The sequence below is a fragment of the Chlamydia psittaci 6BC genome, assembly GCF_000204255.1.
Classification (GTDB): Bacteria; Chlamydiota; Chlamydiia; order Chlamydiales; family Chlamydiaceae; genus Chlamydia; species Chlamydia psittaci.
In genome coordinates, this window is the sequence record NC_017287.1 from 217,272 (window position 1) to 238,078 (window position 20,807).

Here is a 20,807-nt window from a genome sequence, read left to right on the forward strand (position 1 = left end):
GTAATTGTAGAACCGAGAATTCTAAGTTCTCAATTACAAAACAAGTTCTCTACAAAAAGTGCGTTTTCTCTGAGCTGGCTATTTAGAATATCATACGTGCACCGCAGTTGGCCATCTGGACTAATGAAGACATTCCTGCTTCTACAGTGTATGTACCATATAATGTCCAGTAAGGACCAAGATATATTTGTGAGCTATATTCCGCTCTTCCAGTATTTCTGGTTGGAATGACACCATACACTTGCCCAGTTTGTCCTGTAGAGTTCACTCTGTAATTACATTTAGGCTTGTTTCTGTAAATCACAGGTACATAAGCAAGGGATAATTTGTTATACATAAGAATATCATATTGCATTAATGCACCTTCAAACACGAAACCTAAAGGTATAGAAAGATTTCTATAAGCGAAGGAGTCGAATGTTCTAGGATCATAGTCAAGCTCTGTAAATTGCTTTTGACGTACTCCTGTGTACTCTGCTTCAGAGTAGAAAGAAAATCTTGTTGTAGAGTTTTGCGAAGGCTCTTTTAAGTCGAGAATCATACGGATATCAAACAACCAACCAAGATCTTCCCAATTTCCGAGATTGCGTTCATGAATTGATGGGTAATAGGTAGTTGTATCATGCTTCATATAGCCATATGTCATTACCCCTTGAAACAGTATAGGTCGAGGGGATTTCGTACGTTTATAAGGCAAATAAAAGGCTTTGCCGGTGTATAACGTCCCTTGGAAGGAGTGGTCAGAACCTTTATGCTTGTAATTATCTACAGCTTTTTCTGATTTAGCGTGACCGAACACCTGGCTAAACGAAGCTCCAAGGATAAACTCAGGGCGTGGTTTAGCATCGATAGCCAATGAATAACCTCGGCTATGATAGGAGAAGGATCTTGATTCTTCTCCTTGTTCTTTTTGCAAGAACGAGCCTATACCACATAACCAAAGGTTATTGTAAGCAGCATCATCAAAACGTGCATTGTTAAGCATGTTGTTAACAATACCTTGCTTTACAGCAATGAGAGAGTTTTGAGAACCGAGGATAGAGTTCACGTAGAAGTAGTTGTCTCTAGGGATGTAGATCCAGCGGCGGTACTCCTCAAACTTCCAATTCGCTTTGAGTGTTCCGTTTTGATCACCTGATCCTAGAGTCCAAGAGCCAATATATCCCTTTAGAGGTTTGGTATCTCCTTCTAGAGTTAGGTTAGAGATCTCTACTTTGCTACTATCTGGGAGCTTGAGTAACTCAATCTGACGATCTTCACCTAAGTAAGGGTTTTGGTAAAAAGTCCCTGCAGGGTCGATAAGAGTAATTGTGCCTGTTAAATAGACTTTTTCCTGAGTTACGTCTGGATTGGATACATTTGCTCGTGGTAGCAAGTCGTTCTTTTCCATACGAGCTCTAGGTCCTACTGCTGCTGCTGCAGGAGCTACACCTAATTTTAAAGCAGGAGGGGAGGCTGTTCCATCTTCTGAGACAATATCACTAAAATCAATAGTGAGGTTGTTGATCGCTATGCCTCCAGTCGCCCCTGATCCACTCTTTTGCTGAGTAGAAAGTACGGCTCCTGGTCCCATCACAAGTGAAGATCCAGGTTTTTGATCGAAGGACGCCACATTTAACTCTGTATTTTTTCCTAAGATTAAGGTTCCGTCATGTAAGACAACCTTTTGGGGAATGACCGATTTATTCTCGTGGTATTCTGAAGAGAATAATACAGTTCCTGTGTACTTGGTAGGATTGCCTCCATTTGATGTTTTATTAATATCTAGAGTTTCGTAGCTATTACTAGAAGACTTAACTGTTTGAGTTCTTACAGCATCATAGAAATTAATCGATTGATTTGCTGCAGCGTTAAGAGTGAGTTTAACTTTTCCTGTAATACTGCAGAAAGAAGGCGCGACTTTTTGTTGTGCAGGTGCGCATTGGTTATTTTTAAATGTAATGCTACCGCCTAGGGCTGTAAGATTTAATTCCGCATCAGTGCTGCCATTTCCTTCCCCATAAATCGCTGCACCTAGATTATTAACCTGAGAGCGTTGTTGTGCTGGAGTTTGTGCTAGAGTTACCGTGTTATCCAGGAACACAATAGAAGCCGCTGCTGTGATGTCTGCCTTTTTTGTGAAGTAAATCGCACTACCGTCATTAGCAGAACTATTGTTCGAGAAGTTCATGTATCCTTGAGGAATGGATAACGTATCCGCGTAGATAGCACCACGGTTTTTCGCTATATTCCCTTCAAAGGAGCAGAACACGGGATCAGAGAATGTAACTGTACCATTGGAACCGTTTTTACAACCAATAGCTGAGCCGTTATCTGCAGAGTTCTCTTTGAAAAATAGTGCTTGGTTTCCTGTAAATGTAACGTTGGTTGTTCCTGCAATGGCTCCACCAAAGGTTGCCTTCGGCGTACCAGCTTTTGCAAGAACTTCTGCGGCAGGCTGTTCTTCTGGAGTGCATAAAGCAGAATTGCCTACAAAGTTTATGGGTTGTGAACAATTTTGAATTGTCACAGTAGGAGCATAAATCGCTCCACCGGCTATTTGTCCTGTTGTAGTAGATCGTTTTGTTGTTGCCGAGTTTCCTGAGAAGGTTAAACTACCTGAGCTATTTTTAAGTGTGAAGCTCGTCTTAGCATAGATGGCCCCACCTTGAATATTAGGATCAGCAGGATCTTCAGGACTTGCTGTTTTGTTATCATCAATGACTTTGTTCCCAGAGAAGGCACAACTTCCGTGCAACTTTTCTATGGTCAACGTTTCAGCATAGAAAGCTCCACCTGTGATAGCAGTAGGAACACTGGATGCTCGTTGTTCTGATCTAGTAGTTGAGGTAACTTGCGCTTTGTTATTGCTTACAGTTAGTCCATCAGGGAAGTTAGTGCAGGTAAGTGCTTTGGCATAGATAGCTCCACCGGATTCTTTGGCAGTATTATCTGAAATATTTGAAATTTCTATACCTTCAAGAGTCAGTGTTTCTGTGAAATACAGCCCACCACCGGATTTTCCTGCAGAGTTTCCAGTAATATTTAGGTGGTCTAGACGAGAGATCTTTCCTTTTCCCCCATAAACGCCCCCACCACTTTCTGTAGCAGTGTTTTTTGTTACATTGGCTGTAACGACATAATCAACCTTAAAGTCTAAATCTTCAGCAGATTGTGCTGCTATTCCTGCAGCAACTACTGATGGAATGTTTGTGGTGCACAGTCCAGCTCCATTTTTAGCAGAGTTTTGACCGATATCGATTGATTTAAGGTTAGTTAATGAAGCTTGAGCTGTGTATACACCGCCACCATTTTCTGTGGCTGTGTTGCCAGTGATCACAGCACTTCCAAAGACAGGAACTATACCGGGTGTTGTAGAAGAGACAGTATCCGGATTAGAGAAGGTAAAGGAAAGTGCTTTAGGAATGTATGCTCCACCACCACTTTTTTTGGTGGTATTGTCCACTAAACAAAAGTTCTCTAGGTTGGATAAGTTTAGAGATTTTTGGTCAGCTAGACAGATACCCCCACCATTTTCTTCCGCTGTGTTGCCTTGAAAGAGTGTTTTTCCTGTGAGGTTGGTAAAGGTCACATCGCTTTCGCAATACAGCCCGCCCCCAGATTTCTTTGAGGTGTTTGTGGTAAATTGTATTCTATGAGAATTGCTACAATTTAACGCTCCTTTGACGTACACACCTCCACCATGATCTGTGGCTTGGTTATTGATAAACTCTAAAATAGAAGTAATATTAGAAACTGTGAGAGCTTTCTCGACGTAGACACCGCCGCCTTTCCCTAAAGGAGGTACGATAGGTACGGGAGCTGATTGTTTTGCTACTGAGGAAGGCAGTGCTTGGGCAGCGGATGCTTCTGTATCTGGAATAGTAATTTTGAGATCGTAGTTTCCAGCCTTGTTAACACCAAAACGGACTTGAGAAAGGTTAGTTAGGGTTACGTCCCCTAGGGAATAGATAGCTCCACCACCTGTTTTCCCGTTGTTCGCATTAAATTGTGTGAGTATGGTGGAATCTTGTATTGTAAGATTCCCTTTTGAATAAATTGCTCCGCCTCGCGTATCTGCGGAGTTGCTTTGGAACCTTAAGTTCGCAATGTTATTTAGGGAGATGTCCTTATCTCCATAAATGGCACCTCCAGCTCCGGTAGCAGTATTTAATATAAAGAGGGTGTCTTCAGAGCCATCACGAATGGTAATGGTATCCAAGCCAAAAATGGCGCCTCCAGAGCCTTTAATCACAGGAGGAGCTTCTTGTGGTTGCTGTTTAGCCACCTCTGCAGAGGCTTGAACCCTTTCAGAAGCTGAGGGTAATGCTGCTGCTTTTTTCTGCGCATCAATTTTTTCTTTAATTACATCAATAATCAGAGGAAATTCTGCAGAGTTTCCTCGGAAAGTCATATCTTTGTAAGTAGAGATGACAATAGCGCCTTTAGCAAAAATGGCACCTCCATTCCCTGCAGTTTCTGTCGTGTAGGTGGGGAATGTAGGTGTTTGAGTTCCTTCCTCTTTTACTGCTGCTTCTTGAGAGAAGTATCTAGGGAAGAGATGCGTTTCCTTGAATTTAGGAGGAACTAAACCGCCAATTCCAGATTCAGCTGCTGGTTGTGGTAGAACAGGAATCAGAGGAATAGGAACGCGAGCCGCGTTATTTGTAAATGCAATAGAGTTAAGGATATTCCTAATTGTCAGTGTGGAGTCGGTAAATAAAGCACCACCCGCTTGTTGGGATAGATCATCCTGGAATGTAAGGTTTTCTAAGCCATCAAAAGATATAGGACCTTTGGAGTATATAGCTCCACCTTGTCCTGTCATTCTAATCAGGGTGCAGGATAAGGATCCTGGGTTTCCTGCATGTGTAATGAATGTTATAGGACCAGTTTTGTCATTGTAAAACGCACCCCCGCCTTTAGGAGCAGGAGTAGAAGTAGACGCATCTGTTGTGGAGGTAGTAACGGCAGGAGAAGATGCTGAAGATAATGAGAAACCTAGAGAGTTAGGTTTTTCATCTGTGAATTTCCCTATATCGAAAATTCCCTGATCCCCATCTAACACATGCGAAGCAAATGATGTAACATTCTGGTCATCTGGGCTATGATACAACTGTTCTTGAGGTTGTGTAAAAGCACTCTCATATCCTATTGAAGTGCTTAGCTTACTCTCGCTCTTTTGTTTGCTTGAGTTGGCACTACTCTGTGTATCAGGAGCAGGAGAAGGAGGAGGAGTAGGAGCAGGTTCTACTACTCGAGTCGATTTAGCTTCAGGAATATTCGTGAAATTTGTGAAAGAGACGTCCCCAGTGATGGTGTATGTTGTTCCGCTGTCATCTTTTGTTTGCTGCGTGAAATTCTTTGATGAAGAATCCGAAGCACTTAATCCCGATCCTCTGTAGCTGGAGTTTAATTCTTTCGAAAGAGGTTCACTAAATACTGTAATCGAGGGGAGTACGGCAGCAAAAACAGCTGTAGCTGATAGCCACTTCATAGAACAAAAACCTACTGCGAATATTCACTGTCTAGATATGTGTTAGATAAATCAGAAAGGCAAATTAGGCAAGGGATAATAAAAGAGAGCAAGAAAGATCAAGATATTAGAAATGAGCTTTAGGGAGACAAGAGCTCATCTATAATACCTTGACGCATGCTATTCGTAATCTCTGACAACGTTCATAGTCAAGGAAAAATTAAAAATTTAGAGATATACCACCAAAAGCGTCGCCAGAGAAGGTGTTCCCTTCGCGTTGCATGGTTGAGATTCCTAAATATGCCCTAGCCAGTTTACATTTGAAGGTGGTGCGGAATTTCAGGTTGAGTGCTTCTTGTCCCATAAAGACACTGCCAACTTTCCAAGAATGCTGATTCAGGATTAATGAAGCTGTAGTTAAAGGATCTTCTCTGAATAAGTCCTTAATATAGGCCATGCTAAATTCTGATAGAAGGGAATATTTGGCTCCGAATAAACGTAGTTCTAGAGAGACCCCTGTAGGAAGAGCAAGGTTATTCAATCGTGAAGAAGCAAAATACCGAGGATCGTATCCTGTTTCTATGAAAGGATTTTGGTTAATTGTAGTATATTCAAGATTGACAAAAGGTGTGATTTTAAGACAGCGAATTCCCTTAGGGTAGGCATAAGATAAACCTACACTGCCCCGAACTCCTTGGTTTTTCCACGACCCACGGGTGATATCCTTTTTAGAAAACCGATGTTTCATAACATGAGACTCTTCCGCATAGCTTACAGAAGAACGAAACGATAATGCTTTCCAGTTTTTAAAAGCTGCCACCGTACCCATCAACATGTGCGAATGACTTTTCCCCGGAATGTTATTTTGAGAACTGGAACCGTGGAGTTGCGAAAATGTAGCACAAACAACAGTATTTGGAGAAAATGGGAGCTTAATCCCAAGATTATGACCCGCTTGTGTCGTAGAGAAGTTCTTATAGTTATCAGTACTTTGCTCCATAATACTAGAGACAATACCACCGAAAATACAGATATGCTTTATGGGAAGCAGCGTATTATTATTTAGGTAGTTATCCAGAACAGCATCGTTGGAAGCACGCATCCCTGTAAATGTTGACCATACAGAAGATGGAACCAAAGAACCTTCCTTTTCGGGATTTAACACGAACGTCCCGGTAGGGATCCATAATGCTCTTAATGTTTTGTGTCTTTTTGAATCTTCTTCAGACCAGTTAAATTTCCATACCCCTTGATAGCCATATGTATTTTGTTGCACGGCGATTTCTTCAGGGACAAATTTCTCCGTATGAATGTTTTTGTCAGATTTGAAAATGATTTCCATCTGGTAGGGCTGGGATGCCAAACTATGGTTGTCATAGAATATATTGTCAGGATCATGAATTTGCGGAGATCCCGATAGTTTGATTTCGGAATTTCCTGAGCGGATCTCAGCAGGAAGATGCGAGTGGGCAGCATCTAAACCAAAACTAATGTTGGAAATGACGACATCTTTGCCTGAACTGTTGTAACTTGTTAACATCGATCCAGGGCTAAGATTTAATACTCCACCGAATTGCTTGAATTCCTGAACAGCAAGAATAGCACCACCTGTAATGGACAGAGTCCCATTATGCAGATAGACAGGTTGGTTAAAGATAGACGTCTTATTCGTTTTATCTTGGCGATCTAGAGGGAGTTTCTCTCCAGAGAAAATCACAGAACCACAGTGAAAAATATTATCCACGGAGTTGATATTTATAGGATGTGAGCTTTGTGACGTCGCAAGAAACGGATCATAGAAAATAATGGATTGGTTTTCGTTGGCAATGAGCCGAATGTTTTCAGGGGAACCTTTGATCGTAATCGCATTATTATTTATGACTGAAGAGTGCTTGGTAGATATCTTAGCAACATTGCCTGTAAATATAATGTCTCCTGCTTGTGCATGTAAATAGAGTTGAGGTTGCGGCCCACTTAAATAAATAGCACCACCTCCAAGATTCCCTGCAGAATTTTCAGAAAAGATAATGGGTTGGGAAGCTATAAGGTGACAACTTATCGCAGTTATAGCCCCACCTCCTTCTGCGGAGTTTTGGCTAAAGAGAATAGCAGCGTCATTATTTTTCACGATCGTCTGATGGGAATGAATAGCACCGCCAAGGTGGTTAGCATGATTTTTTTTGAAGCACATCGGAGCAGATTGTTTATTTATACTGCACAGATTCGCATAAATAGCGCCCCCAGATTCTAAAGCTTGATTTTCTGTGAAGGTAATTGTATTTCTATTCTTACTAAACTCTACAGATCCTTGGGAGTTGTAAATTCCACCACCAAATTTTGCCTGGTTCTTCTGAAAGAGAATCTCCTGATTTCCATCGAAGAGAATAGCAGATCCAGCGACTTCGCTACTGATAGCCCCACCATTTCCTGAATGGGAGATATTTTTCACTACTTCTGCTTGGTTATTGATAAAGGAAATCACTCCACGTTGCTCACTAAACACTACGCGGTTTGGTTGAGTTCCTGTAAGGAGGATCGCCCCTCCAGGACCATAGCTCACATTGTTTTCAAAGAGGAGTTGTGTGTTTTTGGTGAAAAACATATCTTGCCTAGAAGCAATCACTCCTCCGGTACTTTGATTGTTTTGCACGCGTATGGTTTTTAAATTTTCGAAGTTAAGAAGGGATTTAGAAAATACACCAGCACCCTGACTCCCTAGTTGTAAATTCGTGAAGTTTAATACAGCTAAGGGAGAGCTCCCTGTAAATGTCAGATTTCCTTCTAAGTTTCGGAAGGCTCCTCCAGGTTTATGGATACTGAGACCTAGAAAATCTTTCAGAGTAAACTCACCACGTAGTGTGTAGTGGGTTCCTTGAGGCGATGTCGTTAACATCGTAAATAATTCAGGATCTTCACCTGTGTGTATTCCAGATAAAGGAAGAACTACTTCTGTAGCTGATAACTGAGTAACTTGTGCGAGTGAAGAAAGAAATATGCATTTCCAAAAGAACGTCTGCTTCATGTTTCAGAATCCTAGTCGTTTCGCAGTCTAGAGTAAGAGATCTAACTTACATAGAAGAATAAAATAAATACACGGAAATAAAAAATTGATCCAAGCGTACGTTAATCAGTACGGAATAGTTAAAGTCTATTGTATTTTTTTTAACTGTCTTGAGAATATGCCTCTAAAGATACTGAGAGCATTCTCTTTAGAGGCTATAGGGGGGATGGACAAAGAGAAATTAATCTTTCGTTTCTTCGATCATTGCCTTTGTGAAATCCTTGATTTCTTTAGTGAGATTTTTCGCTAAGGCTTTTGTTTGTTGTGCAAAGGCTTTCGTATGTTCTTTAGAATGTTTAAACAGGGTTTTGCCTTTTTTTGTTCCTGAGGTTTTTACTCTTGAGAGTTTCTTTCTTAACTGCACACCACTTTTCGGAGTGAATAAACAGGTAAGCAATGTCGCGATAAACCCTCCGAAGATTACACCTCTGAGCCAACGCCAACGCTTACAAGTTTTCTTATTGTGCTTGTGATTTCTAAACATACCTTCTTCCCCCTAAGACAGATTAATCTTTTTTGCGGAACATGCACCAAACGAGCATGGCAACAGCTGCCCACTTTGCTCCTCGGCAGATCTTTCCCATCCAGTTGCTTTTACTTCCCTCACTGATGAAATCTTCAATATCTTTTGGTAAATGCTTGTTGCGTTTGCGTAACCAACCGAAAATCAGCTTTTTCCCTAACAATAAAGGCGCTAGGATCTTAGCTTCAAAATTTAAAATCGTCGTGATCTTACTGATATTTTTAACTATCTTATTCAGCCTGTGTAACAAGCTAATAGTTAAAACGAACACTGTTACCATGCACGTTGATAGCAAGATGCAACAGAAAATAATTGCTCCCGTGAGGTAAGTATTCATATAAAGCGAACAAACAATTTTATTTTTTATTATTTAATTTCACTTTTTATTTTCTGTTTATTTTAAAAAAAATTAAAGAAAATACTTTCTAATAAATAAGTTAAAGATAAAGAAAAGAAAATCCCTAATAAGAATTAGGGATATGAAGTTGGTAATGAGAGCGATACGGAAAAAAGCAGGGGGTAGGCTCCCCCGGAAATGCTTATTCTGCGGAGGAGGGGATCTCTATAGCTTTATCCGACCTTGGGAATTCTACCTCTTTTCTCATTAGGAAGACCCCAAATAGGTTGAAGCATAGGAGGAGGGCTCCCGATACCGACATGACCAACAAAGCGGTATTTTGAGAGAGAAAGCAAAATGCCGGCAATATCGTAGCTCCGTAAATCGTGTAGATTTTCGATCCTCCCTTTCCGTAAAGAAACTTTGCACATTTTTTCCCTACGAGGAAATACGAAATAATCGTTGTATAGCCTGTCACGAAAAAGAAGGTGGGGAGTAGAATCTTTACCAGAGGGAAGTAGGTCGCTAAGGCGTGCTCCACAGCTTGAGAAGCGTTGTCGAGACCCAAAGACCAAGACCCGGATGCAAGGACCATCAGTAAGCTTAGAGTACAGATAAGATTGTCTATAGCAAGACCTATAATGCTGAGCTGAGCTTGCGTTTCTGGTTTTTTTACAGAACTTTCACTTTGAATAATGGAGTCAAATCCAATACCGATGTCTCCAGAATAAGCCGCTCTAGAGATCCCTTGGTGGATAGTCGTGGCTAAAGTACATCCTGCAAACCCTCCGATGGCACCATGTCCTGTAAATGCTGATGAAAATACTGCAGAAAATAGGGAAGGCAGCTGGTGAAACTCTTTCACAAGTATATATAGGGATAACAGACAGTATAGAGTAAGGAAAAATGGGAGCACACAAGCACAGATTTTCCCAATACGCTGTAATCCTCCTTGAACTGCGTAGAGAACAAGAAATAGCAGACCAAAAATAGTAAATAATTTCGGAATGCTCCAGCAGTGAGAAATGGTGTCAGCAATAACAGAGAATTGATAAATCTCTACACCATAAATACAGAGTAAAACAGCGACAATAATCGGTATGACTTTTGTTCCATAGGCTTTATCCAGGAAGTACATCGGCCCACCCTGATAAACACCCTCGTTGTCTACTTTACGAAACTTAATCCCTAAATACACTTCAGAGTATTTGACTATAGAACCTAAAATTCCAGCGATCCAAACCCAGAACAATGCTCCAGGACCACCAATACATGCAGCTGTAACAATCCCTACAACGTTACCAATACCGATATTCCCACTTGCAGATGCAAAAAATACCTTTAACGGATGCACCCCTCGTTCTTCTGTCTTATTTTTAGACGTCCCCTGAGAGTATTGATAAAATAGCCTGCAGAATTGTGGAAACTTAGTGAATTGAGCAAAACGAGATTTCCATGAAAAGCTTATCCCCAATAAGAGAATCATAAGGAAAGCCACATAGGACCAAAAGAAGTCATCAAAAGCTGCGAGTAAAGACAGGATTGCATTCATTGTAAAAAATTTTTTTAAATGTTTTAAACATAGCTATTCATTAAGAAGATAGGGAAACTATTATCTCTATTTTATCTTTTGTTTAGTAGGAAAATAAAGCTCATATATGAAGATTAAAGTTCCTAAAGAGATAAAAATATCGGCGAAATTAAATGTTGGGAAAAACCAACGCTTATAACCAATAGAAATAAAGTCTACGACATGTCTGTAGAATACAATATCTCCCACGTTGCCAATAGCTCCAGAACACAGGAGAATTAGGGCAAAACGGAGAGAAAGGGAGGTGGTTTTCTTTCTCAAGAAAAGGAAGGCGAGAATAGATAAAATAATTATTATACGTATAAAGAATAAGAAATATTTATATTTTGAAAATAACCCAAAAGCTGCGCCCTCGTTAAAAGTAGGGCAAATGCAAAACAGCAGCTTTCCCCAACTATATTGATATAGTATGGGGTTAGCATCAGGCAGGTTCCCTCGATACAGCAAAACAGCTAATTTAGTCACCCAATCCATAAGGACAAAAAATGAAATAGCAAGGAAAGTAGATCGGGAGCGACTAGACATTGGGGTTAGTTTCCATAAAGTAGGCCTTTCTCAAACTGTGATTGAGCTTTGACCGTCATTGTAGCATAGGGGATTGCCATTAACCGAGCCAAAGGAATTTCTTCGCCACTGACATCACAGATACCGTAGGAAGACTCTTCGATTTTTTCTAAAGCTCGATTAATTTGTCTTAATAACTCATACTCTTTCGTTGTTACTTCTAAGCTGATTGTTCTATCGAAAGTATCGGTACCCTGATCAGCTTGGTGTTGAGAATATCCAGTAGCTTCGTTAGGTTTTTTGACTTCTTGAGCATTTCCTTCTAGCGTGTGAGACAGCTTATATTTCATCTCTAGAAGCCTTTGTTTAAAATTGGCTATTTCGTCCTCAGACAACGGCATAGTTTTTTCTCCTTAACCTAAAATAATAACTATTTTTCCATATCCGGAGTTGCAGATAGCAAAACCTCCATTAATTCGCCAACATCTTTGAATCTTCTGTAGACGCAAGCAAATCTAATGTAAGCAATCATGTCTGCCTTTTTTAGATATTTCATTACTAGTTCGCCAATTTCTTTGGTAGAGATTTCCCTATTTTGTTTGCCTAATAACTCAGATTTTACGTTAGAGGCTATTGCGTGCACTTGATCTTGACCTATACGTGTATGACTAGAGGCGGCATTTAATCCATTAATTAGTTTTGATTCCTGGAAATTCTCGTAACGACCATCACGTTTTAGCACCTGCAGAGTTAACTCAACGGTTTCAAAGGTTGTAAACCTTTGTCCACAATTTAAGCATTCTCTTCGGCGTTTAATCGCGTTAGCCTCTGGTGCATTTCTTGAATCTATGACTTTTAATTCCCCATGATTGCAAAAAGGACACTGCACAGGAGCTACCTCCTAAGGTTAAGGTAGTCTAAGAAAATAATAATTTTAGTGCAGAATAAATCTATGCGACTATAAGTTGCAAATTTTTTTTCCTAATTTATAAAATTAAAAACCGCGAAAGACAGATTGCTTGATATAGTTTCGCTACCTTTGCGAAACGACAGCATTTTGTCGAAAAGCTGTTTTATTGTAAATACTAGATGCTCAGGATTTAAGAATGTTTTCTGGAATAGTGCAAGAACTCGGTCAAATATTTAGTATAGAGCCGAGAGATGAAGGTTTAACTATAGGCGTGGAAGTTTCTTCCTCATGTATTTCAGGACTTGAAATCGGCTGTAGTGTTGCCATCGATGGTGTCTGTCTTACTGTAGTTAAACTTGAAGAGGGTGGTAAAATGTTTTTCGACATTATTCCCGAAACTCTTTCCTGTACTACAATAGGGGAGAAGGTAGTAGGTGATCGTGTAAATGTTGAACGATCTTTAAAAGGGAGCGATGAAATTGGTGGGCATATGGTCTCTGGTCATGTTTGTGGTGTCGGAGAGATTGTGCTTATAGAGAAAAATCGGTATTATTTCCGTGTGCCAAGTTCCTTATCTATATACCTTTTTGAAAAAGGATTTATTTCTATAGATGGCATTAGCCTGACTCTTGTTACTGTAGAAGAGGATGTGTGTTCGGTTGGATTGATCCCCGAAACATTATCTCGAACGACCTTGGGATATAAACGAGAAGGATCCAAAGTAAATATAGAGCCGGATATGGCGACCAAAACACAAGTGGATACGTTAAGGCGTTTATACTCTCGATAAATAAACAAATATATGACTTATAAGTTACTAGATAGCGGTGAAGGGAAAAAGTTAGAAAGCTTTGGCCCCATAACTCTTATCCGCCCCTCGTGTACGGCAATTTGGCCGAAGACCACACCGTCCTTATGGAAAAAGGCGCATGCGGAATATGTAAGATCAGGAGAGGAGGGACAATGGCGTTGTGCAGCCTCTATTCCTGAAAGTTGGCGCATAAACCTTGACATTGTGGATTGCACGCTAAAGCTCACCTCTTTCGGTCATATAGGGATTTTCCCAGAGCATAGTGGATTTTGGCCGGAATTGAAATTGAGCATAGAACGGCATTCTTCATGCCGGGTGTTAAATTTATTTGCTTATACCGGTTCCACATCGATATTTGCTGCAAAGTGTGGAGCGAAGGTTTGTCATGTAGATGCTTCAAAACCCGCGATAAAGTGGGCGCAAAAGAATGTAGAAAACAATGCCCTGCCCGAGAAAAGGATATTTTGGGTTGTTGAAGATGTGTTTTCTTTTTTGCAAAAAGAAATACGTAAAGGGAAAAAGTACGATATCATTTTGCTCGATCCTCCCACCTATGGCCGGGGACTTAATGGAGAGATTTTTAAAATCGATAGGGATTTCTTTTCATTATTAGTTTTGTGCTCAAAATTACTTTCAGATTCTTCTTCTTATGTTTTGATCACTTCTCATACTCCCGGCCATACTCCTGCTTTTTTGCAGAGTTTAGCTATACGTGCCTTTGCTTTAGATAAACAGTTTTGGTCCTCAGGAGAAAGCTTTTGCGGCTCAGGAGATCAAGCTTTACCCTCAGGAGTGTTTGCTAAATGGAGTTTATAGGAAAAAATAACCCTAAGGTAAAAGAAGCTGTCGCGTTAAAACATAACCGCTCTCGTAAAGGCCCCGTCTTTCTTTTAGAGGGTTTTCGAGAGATTCAAAAAGCTCTAGACTCGGGATATGAGTGTGAACGGATCTTTTGTGGAACGCGCGTCTCAGAAAAAGAACAATCTTTTTTGAATGCCATCCAAAAACTCCCTATAGAAAAGGTCTACTGTTTAGAAGAAACTCTTTCCAAACTTTCCTATAAAGAACATCACGACAATTTTATTGCTGTTATGAAGAAACGGTGGTGGTCTCGAGAAGAGTTTTTAGCTCAGAAGAGAAATCCTCTACCGTTTTATTTGATTATAGAACAGGTTGAAAAGCCTGGGAATGTGGGGGCGATACTTAGAATAGCCGATGGGGTAGGGGCGGATGGAGTAATTTTATGCGATCCTGTCGTCGATGTGTATAATCCTAATGTTATTCGTTCTTCATTAGGTACTGTATTTACCTTACCTATTTGGTCTGCCACTTTGGATCAGGTATTGCAAGTCATTCTTGAGGAAAAATGGCAAGCCTTTGTCACCTCCCCTAGAGCAAAAACCATGTATTTTTGTGAAAATTACAATCAACCGCTAGTTTTGGTTTTTGGTTCTGAAAAAGACGGACTCACTGCATCTTGGCTCAAGGGAAATTTCTCAAAAATCTCCTTACCCATGCTAGGTCAAGCTGATTCTTTAAATTTATCTACGGCCGTATCTGCAGTTGCTTACGAAGTTATTCGGCAACGTTGGGAAGCCTAGTCTAGTAGATAATCAAAAGAAAACATCGTTTACAAAATCAAAAATAGTTTACTTTGTTTATCACGAGAAAAGGAATAAATTAAAAAATAGATATGATTAATTATATATAAAATTTTTTTAATTTTCCTATGTAAACTTGATTCTTAATGTTTTTTATGAGATGCTAGATGATTCCAGGATGCGGCGGAGATTGTGGTTTTAAACAATCATAATTTTCTGAGTGGATGATCAGTGAGTTATAACGAAGTTCGATGAAAACGCGCTTTCCTTCGCCCTTTTTTATTTTTTATCGCCGCTTAACCGTAGCTATTAGCTTGGGAAAGATCCTGGGTTGGGGGTGTTTTGGGAAGATACTTTCTTGGATATTCGCCGGCACCATAAGCTTTCGACGAAAGTTATTTTGTTCAGCTCCTTATCGCGTGTCTTCTACCGTAATTAGTGTGGGAAATATTGTTCTCGGTGGTTCGGGTAAGACACCTACGGTATTATGGTTAGCTGAAGTTCTAAAAACGCGAGGGTATTCCTGTGCTATTCTTTCTCGCGGATATAAAGGAAAATGTAGTGGTCAGAGAAAGTTCACTATAGTCGATCCTGAGATACATAACGCTGCTTATGTAGGAGACGAACCGTTACTTATGGCGGAGAAACTCTCCAAGGGTGCTGTTTTTGTGCACAAAGATCGTAGACTTACGGCTAAAGAAGCCGCTAAAGATTTTGATATTTTGATTTTGGATGATGGTTTCCAAAATAACAAACTACACAAAGACGTGGAAATTGTTGTAGTTAACGGTCAAGATCCTTTAGGAGGAGGAGCTTTTTTCCCTCGAGGGCGACTCCGAGATTCTCCTAAAAGATTGCAAGAGGCCGATTTTATCATAGTTAATGGTTCTTGTTGTTTAGAGAACCAGAAGCTTTTGCATACTTGGTGTACATCACCAAAAATTTTTGTTGAACCACGCATTTCTCAAGTACTTTGGGATTCGCGAGGGGAGAAACTTTCTTTGGATAGCCTGTCTGGGCTAGCCGCCGGTGTGTTCTGTGGTCTAGGATTCCCGCAGGGCTTTCTTGATATGTTAAAACGTGCCGGAGTGAAAATATTAGGAACGTATTTGTTACCTGACCACGCAGGAATAACGAAAAAAGAATTGCACTACTTCTCTTCAAAGATCGCTATGCGTCAGGGAGAGGGGTTATTGTGCACAGAAAAGGATGGCATAAAGCTCGGAAATTTGATTCACGAGCCGGGGATTCTTCCGATTGGTAAGGTTCAAATGGAATTTGATTTTACCGATCAGGAGGGTGCTACAGCCGCCTTACTGGATAAAATAGATCGGATACATAATGGTAAGAGGTAACTAATGAAACTATGGATGAAAATCTTTATAGGATTATTTGTTGGGGTTACCCTAGGTTTAATTTTAGAAGATAAAGCGATCTTTTTTAAACCTATAGGAGATATTTTCTTAAACCTATTGAGCATGGTTGTCTACCCTCTGGTATTTTGTTCCATGGTGTTGGGTATCGCTTCTATTAGTGATATGAAGAAGCTGGGGCGCATAGGAATGAAAAGCGTCGCCCTATATTTAGGGACAACATGTCTAGCGATTATTATAGGCTTATGTTTTGCTCAATTTTTCAGTCCTGGAGAGGGCTGTGACCTATCGCAGAATGTCACTGAAACGCACATAGTGGCTCCTGAGAGAAGTAGTACGTATTTCTTGTCTTTGATTTCTCAAATTTTTCCTTCAAATCCTGTCAGATCTTTCGTTGAAGGAAATATTTTACAAATCATCGTGTTTGCTATTTTCTTAGGAATAGCTATGCGTCTTTCTGGAGAACAAGGACGTCCTGTAGCTAAATTTATTGAAGGTTTTTCTGAAATTATGTTGCGCATGATCAATATGATCATGACCTTTGCGCCTTATGGTGTCGGGGCAAGTATGGCATGGATTTCGGGAAGTCACGGTTTGGTTATTCTCTGGCAATTAGGGAAATTTATTTTTGCCTATTATCTTGCCTGTCTATTTCATGCTGTGCTTGTTTTTGGTGGTATCATCCGGATGGGCTGCAAGATGTCCTTCTCTAAATTCCTTTCTGCAATGATGGATGCCATATCTTGTGCAATATCCACTTCGAGTAGTTCGGCAACACTGCCTGTGACTATGCGTTGCGTATCTAAAAATCTTGGAGTTTCTTCGGAAGTTTCTGGTTTTGTTTTGCCTTTAGGTGCTACTGTCAATATGAATGGTACTGCGATATTTCAAGGTATGGCAGCAGTATTTATTGCTCAGGCCTATAACTGTCCATTACCTTTCAGTAGTTTGTTATTAATCGTTATCGCAGCGACTTTCTCTGCGGTGGGTAGTGCAGGCGTCCCCGGGGGCGGAATGATTACTCTGGGGTCTGTATTAGCCTCTGTAGGGTTGCCTATTCAAGGAATTGCTGTTTTAGCAGGTATTGATAGGTTGCGAGACATCATAGGAACTCCTATGAACATCCTCGGAGATGCTGTGGTCGCTGTTTATGTGGCTTCCGGAGAAGGTGAGTTGTCCACACCTTTGGAGGAGAAAAAGGTATCTTTGAAAGAAAAGGTAGCTTTGAAAGAAGAGAGTACAGAGACAGTGTAGGAGAGTTTACGCATGTTTGAATTTCGATTTCCGAAAATAGGAGAGACTGGTTCTGGAGGGTTGGTAGTTCGTTGGCTCAAGCAGGTGGGAGAGAACGTTGCAAAAGATGAGCCTGTAATTGAAGTATCTACTGACAAGATTGCTACGGAGTTAGCCTCTCCTAAAGCAGGGAAATTAATTCGCTGTCTCGTAAAAGAAGGTGATGAAGTTGCTGCCGAAGAAGTGATAGCCTTAATAGATACGGAGTCTGCTGTCGAGGAAGAGGTCGTTGTCGAAGAACTGTCACCCAATGCTTCGTGTCCTCAAGATTCTGGGAAGAATTCGGCATGGTTTTCTCCGGCAGTTCTTAGTTTGGCACACCGTGAAGGTGTTTCTCTCCAGCAACTACAACAGATTTCTGGAACAGGAAATGATGGGCGCGTCACTCGTAGGGATTTAGAAAACTATATCCTTGAAATGCGCCAACCTTCGTGCCCAAATATTGCGAATGCGAATGAAAATCGCATTCCCATGTCTCCACTACGTAGAGCTATAGCTTCCTCGTTATCTAAATCTTCAGATGAAGTGCCTCATGCTTCTCTTATTGTGGATATTGATGTCACAGATTTGATGAATTTAATTGCTGAAGAGAAGGATAGATTTTTTGCAACGCATGGTGTGAAACTCACAATTACTAGTTTCATTATCCAGTGTTTAGCCAAGGCTTTGGAGCAGTTCCCGTTATTGAATGGATCTTTAGACGGCGATACAATTGTTGTGAAGAAATCAATCAATGTGGGTGTTGCTGTTAATTTGAATAAAGAGGGCGTTGTTGTTCCTGTTATTCATAATTGTCAGGATCGTGGTTTAGTAAGCATTGCGAAAACTCTCGCTGATCTTTCTGCAAGAGCTCGGGCAAATAAACTTGATCCTTCAGAAACTCAAGATGGTAGTGTCACCGTTACTAATTTCGGTATGACGGGAGCTTTAATTGGCATGCCAATAATTCGTTATCCGGAAGTAGCTATTTTAGGAATAGGAACGATACAAAAACGTGTTGTTGTGCGTGATGACGATTCTTTAGCTATTCGCAAAATGGTCTATGTTACCCTCACGTTTGACCACAGGGTATTGGATGGTATTTACGGTAGTGAATTTTTAACCTCATTGAAAAATCGGTTAGAGTCTGTTACGATGAGCTAACACACTACGATTTTTTCTGAGGACTAAAGGGATGAGCTCTCCCACAACATCCATTGATCTATGCCAAGATATTGTCAGTAAGCAAAGGGAATCTTTAGAACGTTTTTTTGATAGTTTTCAGTGTGAGGATACTTGGGTATTAGCTGAGAAGATATTAAATCATCAAGGTTCCATATTTTTTTCTGGTGTAGGAAAAAGTGGTTGTATCGCAAGGAAAATCGTTGCTACTTTACAGTCTTTTGGAGAGCGCGCTCTTTTCTTAGCTTCTGGAGATCTCCTGCATGGGGATCTTGGCGTTGTCCGTCCTGGAGATATCGTCTGTCTTTTTTCTAAAAGTGGAGAAACTCGCGAGCTTTTAGAATGTATTCCTTATTTAAAAGAGCGGGGAGTATTCATTGCAGGAATTACCTCCGCTACGTATTCGAGTTTAGCAGTTCTTTGTGATCACGTAGTTATCTTACCTATGATCGAAGAATTAGATCCTTTTAATCTTGTTCCTACAACATCAACAACATGCCAACTACTTTTTGGTGATCTTCTAGCTATTACCTTATTACGTAGTAGGCAAATCTCTCTCGCTGATTATGGAAAGAATCATCCAGGCGGTCAGATTGGTCTCAAGGTTATTGGAAAAATTCGGGATTATATGTTCCCAAAAACAGAAGTTCCTTTTTGTTCTCCAGAGGATACAATCGCAGATTCTTTGGATATCTTTTCTTCTTATGGTTGTGGCTGTGTGTGTATAGTAAATGAGAAGTTTGAAATATTAGGAATCTTCACAGATGGAGATTTACGTAGATCATTAACTCGTCATGGAGGCGATATTCTCTCTCAGAGACTTAAAGATGTCATGACACCCAATCCTCGAGTGATTAGTGAAGATGCTGATGTGCTTCTTGGCCTACAAATGATGGAAACAGGGAGTCCTGTGACCATTTTACCTGTTGTAGATGCTAAGGATCAGAAGTATGTGGTGGGATTGCTTCAGATGCATACCCTGGCAAAAGCAGGTCTCATCTAAAAGATAAAAATATCGGAAGAGAGGGTAAGCTGGATTCTGTCTACAAGATGAGAAAACCCATCTTGAGGGCAACCATTCATCTAGGGGATATATTACTATATCCCTCAAGCGATTATGAAAAAGTTCATGAGGAATACCATTCCTCATTATGCAGAAACAAAAACTTTTTCTCTTGCTTCAGATAGGGTTTGCACGTCTACTAAGTCACCTTAATAGCTCCTATTCTTAAAATAGGAATTTTCAGCCTGTCTATAAAAAGACCCTTTTATAGCGGAATGTTTTCTGTTGCACTTTCCGTAGCCTTACGGCCCCTGGAGTTTCTCCAGTATCTTTTCTTATGAAGTCCAGACTTTCCTCTTAATATACCTTAGTAAAGGTACAAAAAGCGGTTGCCTTTCTCTTCCGATGGACTTGTTTATACAGCGGCACGTCTGCGACGACGTTTTGCTGCAGAGCTGTCGTTAGCAAGAGCGTCTGCTTCTCGCCAATATAAAATTCTAGAACAATGTTCGCAGAAAATAAGTCGATCTTTTTTACGGACTAAGTTTTCGTGCTGGGGAGTAAGAACAATATGACAACCGCTACAGACACGATTATCTATTGGAACAACAACACGATCTTTTTTGTTGTTTAATAAACGTTCGTAAATAAGGAACATTTCTGGATCCGTAGTTTCTTTTAATTCACTACGTTGCTGCAGTAGGGCTCTGCCTTCTTCGTTGATCTTTTTAATACTTTCGCAGATTTCTTTTTCGATAGCGAAACTACTGTTCTCTGTTGAGGTGAGACTTTCTTTTAAAGAGACAATCAGGTCCTCACTTCCCGCCTGTTTGTCCATAAGGTCACTAAGTTGGTGCTCTAACGCACGGCGCTCTTTATTTGCTGCTGTCATTTCTTGGGTGAGTGCATTAAACTCATCCATCTTTTTCACAGCTGCTTGTTGACTTTCTAATTTGTTAATTTGATCAGAAATCTCTTGAATCCGATTCTCGCCTTCTTTAATCTGATTCTTTAAGTTTTCCATCTCCAACTCTTTTTCCTGAACTTTTCGACGAATGTCAGATTTAAGAGATTGGACTTTAGCGAGCTCTTTCTGATGCTCTTTCTTGACTCGCATTAAGCGAATCATTTTAATATCGAGCTCTTGAATGGCTAAAATACTCTGGAGTGCTTCATGCATGAAA

General features: G+C 40.4%; 16 protein-coding genes and 1 other RNA gene. 7 read left to right on the plus strand and 10 right to left on the minus strand.

Translation table 11 applies throughout. The features are described 5' to 3' along the window. Positions 1-82: 82 nt before the first annotated feature. The 8 genes from G5O_RS06215 to nrdR all read right to left on the minus strand — a co-directional run bounded on the left by G5O_RS06215 (position 83) and on the right by nrdR (position 12,360). Positions 83-5,476: a polymorphic outer membrane protein middle domain-containing protein gene (locus tag G5O_RS06215; RefSeq protein WP_006342883.1), complete on the minus strand. Its 5,394-nt coding sequence runs from the start codon at positions 5,474-5,476 to the stop codon at positions 83-85. 199 nt (positions 5,477-5,675) lie between these two features. Beyond that, the gene (locus G5O_RS06220) at positions 5,676-8,477 is read right to left on the minus strand and encodes a polymorphic outer membrane protein middle domain-containing protein (protein WP_006342884.1); all 2,802 of its coding nucleotides are present in this window, start codon (positions 8,475-8,477) and stop codon (positions 5,676-5,678) included. Positions 8,478-8,697: 220 nt separating this feature from the next. After that, positions 8,698-9,000, minus strand: a complete 303-nt coding sequence (locus G5O_RS06225) for a YtxH domain-containing protein (RefSeq protein WP_006342885.1) — start codon at positions 8,998-9,000, stop codon at positions 8,698-8,700. A 22-nt stretch (positions 9,001-9,022) separates the two neighbouring features. After that, the gene (locus tag G5O_RS06230; RefSeq protein ID WP_013462607.1) at positions 9,023-9,376 is read right to left on the minus strand and encodes a hypothetical protein; all 354 of its coding nucleotides are present in this window, start codon (positions 9,374-9,376) and stop codon (positions 9,023-9,025) included. 202 nt (positions 9,377-9,578) lie between these two features. Beyond that, positions 9,579-10,928 (minus strand): amino acid carrier protein, encoded by a 1,350-nt coding sequence (locus G5O_RS06235; RefSeq protein ID WP_006342887.1) that lies wholly within the window; start codon positions 10,926-10,928, stop codon positions 9,579-9,581. A 66-nt stretch (positions 10,929-10,994) separates the two neighbouring features. Beyond that, positions 10,995-11,492 (minus strand): signal peptidase II, encoded by a 498-nt coding sequence (lspA, locus tag G5O_RS06240; protein WP_006342888.1) that lies wholly within the window; start codon positions 11,490-11,492, stop codon positions 10,995-10,997. A 5-nt stretch (positions 11,493-11,497) separates the two neighbouring features. Further along, complete coding sequence (locus tag G5O_RS06245) at positions 11,498-11,872, minus strand: TraR/DksA family transcriptional regulator (protein WP_006342889.1); 375 nt, start codon at positions 11,870-11,872, stop codon at positions 11,498-11,500. A 29-nt stretch (positions 11,873-11,901) separates the two neighbouring features. Beyond that, positions 11,902-12,360: a transcriptional regulator NrdR gene (gene nrdR / locus G5O_RS06250; RefSeq protein ID WP_006342890.1), complete on the minus strand. Its 459-nt coding sequence runs from the start codon at positions 12,358-12,360 to the stop codon at positions 11,902-11,904. A gap of 217 nt (positions 12,361-12,577) precedes the next feature. On the opposite strand from nrdR, the gene G5O_RS06255 reads away from it, so the two are divergent. The 7 genes from G5O_RS06255 (at position 12,578) to G5O_RS06285 (ending at position 19,623) form a co-directional block, all read left to right on the plus strand. Further along, entirely contained in the window at positions 12,578-13,171 is a 594-nt protein-coding gene (locus tag G5O_RS06255) for a riboflavin synthase (protein ID WP_006342891.1), read from the plus strand. A 12-nt stretch (positions 13,172-13,183) separates the two neighbouring features. Next, positions 13,184-14,008: an RsmD family RNA methyltransferase gene (locus G5O_RS06260; protein ID WP_006342892.1), complete on the plus strand. Its 825-nt coding sequence runs from the start codon at positions 13,184-13,186 to the stop codon at positions 14,006-14,008. Continuing rightward, entirely contained in the window at positions 13,996-14,793 is a 798-nt protein-coding gene (locus G5O_RS06265; RefSeq protein ID WP_006342893.1) for an RNA methyltransferase, read from the plus strand. Before G5O_RS06260 ends, G5O_RS06265 begins: the two co-directional genes overlap by 13 nt. 251 nt (positions 14,794-15,044) lie before the next feature. After that, entirely contained in the window at positions 15,045-16,148 is a 1,104-nt protein-coding gene (gene lpxK / locus G5O_RS06270; protein ID WP_006342894.1) for a tetraacyldisaccharide 4'-kinase, read from the plus strand. Between the two features lie 3 nt (positions 16,149-16,151). Beyond that, positions 16,152-17,420, plus strand: coding sequence for a dicarboxylate/amino acid:cation symporter (locus tag G5O_RS06275; RefSeq protein ID WP_006342895.1), 1,269 nt, complete (start codon positions 16,152-16,154; stop codon positions 17,418-17,420). A gap of 12 nt (positions 17,421-17,432) precedes the next feature. Beyond that, a complete protein-coding gene (locus G5O_RS06280; protein ID WP_006342896.1) occupies positions 17,433-18,602 on the plus strand; it encodes a dihydrolipoamide acetyltransferase family protein in 1,170 nt (389 codons plus the stop codon). Between the two features lie 31 nt (positions 18,603-18,633). Next, a complete protein-coding gene (locus tag G5O_RS06285; RefSeq protein WP_006342897.1) occupies positions 18,634-19,623 on the plus strand; it encodes a KpsF/GutQ family sugar-phosphate isomerase in 990 nt (329 codons plus the stop codon). 9 nt (positions 19,624-19,632) lie between these two features. On the opposite strand, the gene rnpB is transcribed toward G5O_RS06285, so the two are convergent. Together rnpB and cdsZ are read right to left on the minus strand one after the other, a co-directional pair. Beyond that, positions 19,633-20,028: RNase P RNA component class A (gene rnpB, locus G5O_RS10275), an RNA gene on the minus strand. A 10-nt stretch (positions 20,029-20,038) separates the two neighbouring features. Next, positions 20,039-20,803 carry a zinc ribbon domain regulatory protein CdsZ gene (cdsZ, locus tag G5O_RS06290; protein ID WP_006342898.1) on the minus strand — a complete coding sequence of 255 codons (765 nt, stop codon included), beginning with the start codon at positions 20,801-20,803 and terminating at the stop codon, positions 20,039-20,041. Positions 20,804-20,807 lie beyond the last annotated feature (4 nt).

Bases quoted from the DNA above. Each gene is read 5' to 3' on its own strand.
- G5O_RS06215 (WP_006342883.1), bottom strand. From the start codon at position 5,476: ATGAAGTGGCTATCAGCTACAGCTGTTTTTGCTGCCGTACTCCCCTCG.
- G5O_RS06220 (WP_006342884.1), bottom strand. From the start codon at position 8,477: ATGAAGCAGACGTTCTTTTGGAAATGCATATTTCTTTCTTCACTCGCA.
- G5O_RS06225 (WP_006342885.1), bottom strand. From the start codon at position 9,000: ATGTTTAGAAATCACAAGCACAATAAGAAAACTTGTAAGCGTTGGCGT.
- G5O_RS06230 (WP_013462607.1), bottom strand. From the start codon at position 9,376: ATGAATACTTACCTCACGGGAGCAATTATTTTCTGTTGCATCTTGCTA.
- G5O_RS06235 (WP_006342887.1), bottom strand. From the start codon at position 10,928: ATGAATGCAATCCTGTCTTTACTCGCAGCTTTTGATGACTTCTTTTGG.
- lspA (WP_006342888.1), bottom strand. From the start codon at position 11,492: ATGTCTAGTCGCTCCCGATCTACTTTCCTTGCTATTTCATTTTTTGTC.
- G5O_RS06245 (WP_006342889.1), bottom strand. From the start codon at position 11,872: ATGCCGTTGTCTGAGGACGAAATAGCCAATTTTAAACAAAGGCTTCTA.
- G5O_RS06255 (WP_006342891.1), top strand. From the start codon at position 12,578: ATGTTTTCTGGAATAGTGCAAGAACTCGGTCAAATATTTAGTATAGAG.
- G5O_RS06260 (WP_006342892.1), top strand. From the start codon at position 13,184: ATGACTTATAAGTTACTAGATAGCGGTGAAGGGAAAAAGTTAGAAAGC.
- G5O_RS06265 (WP_006342893.1), top strand. From the start codon at position 13,996: ATGGAGTTTATAGGAAAAAATAACCCTAAGGTAAAAGAAGCTGTCGCG.
- lpxK (WP_006342894.1), top strand. From the start codon at position 15,045: ATGAAAACGCGCTTTCCTTCGCCCTTTTTTATTTTTTATCGCCGCTTA.
- G5O_RS06275 (WP_006342895.1), top strand. From the start codon at position 16,152: ATGAAACTATGGATGAAAATCTTTATAGGATTATTTGTTGGGGTTACC.
- G5O_RS06280 (WP_006342896.1), top strand. From the start codon at position 17,433: ATGTTTGAATTTCGATTTCCGAAAATAGGAGAGACTGGTTCTGGAGGG.
- G5O_RS06285 (WP_006342897.1), top strand. From the start codon at position 18,634: ATGAGCTCTCCCACAACATCCATTGATCTATGCCAAGATATTGTCAGT.
- cdsZ (WP_006342898.1), bottom strand. From the start codon at position 20,803: ATGCATGAAGCACTCCAGAGTATTTTAGCCATTCAAGAGCTCGATATT.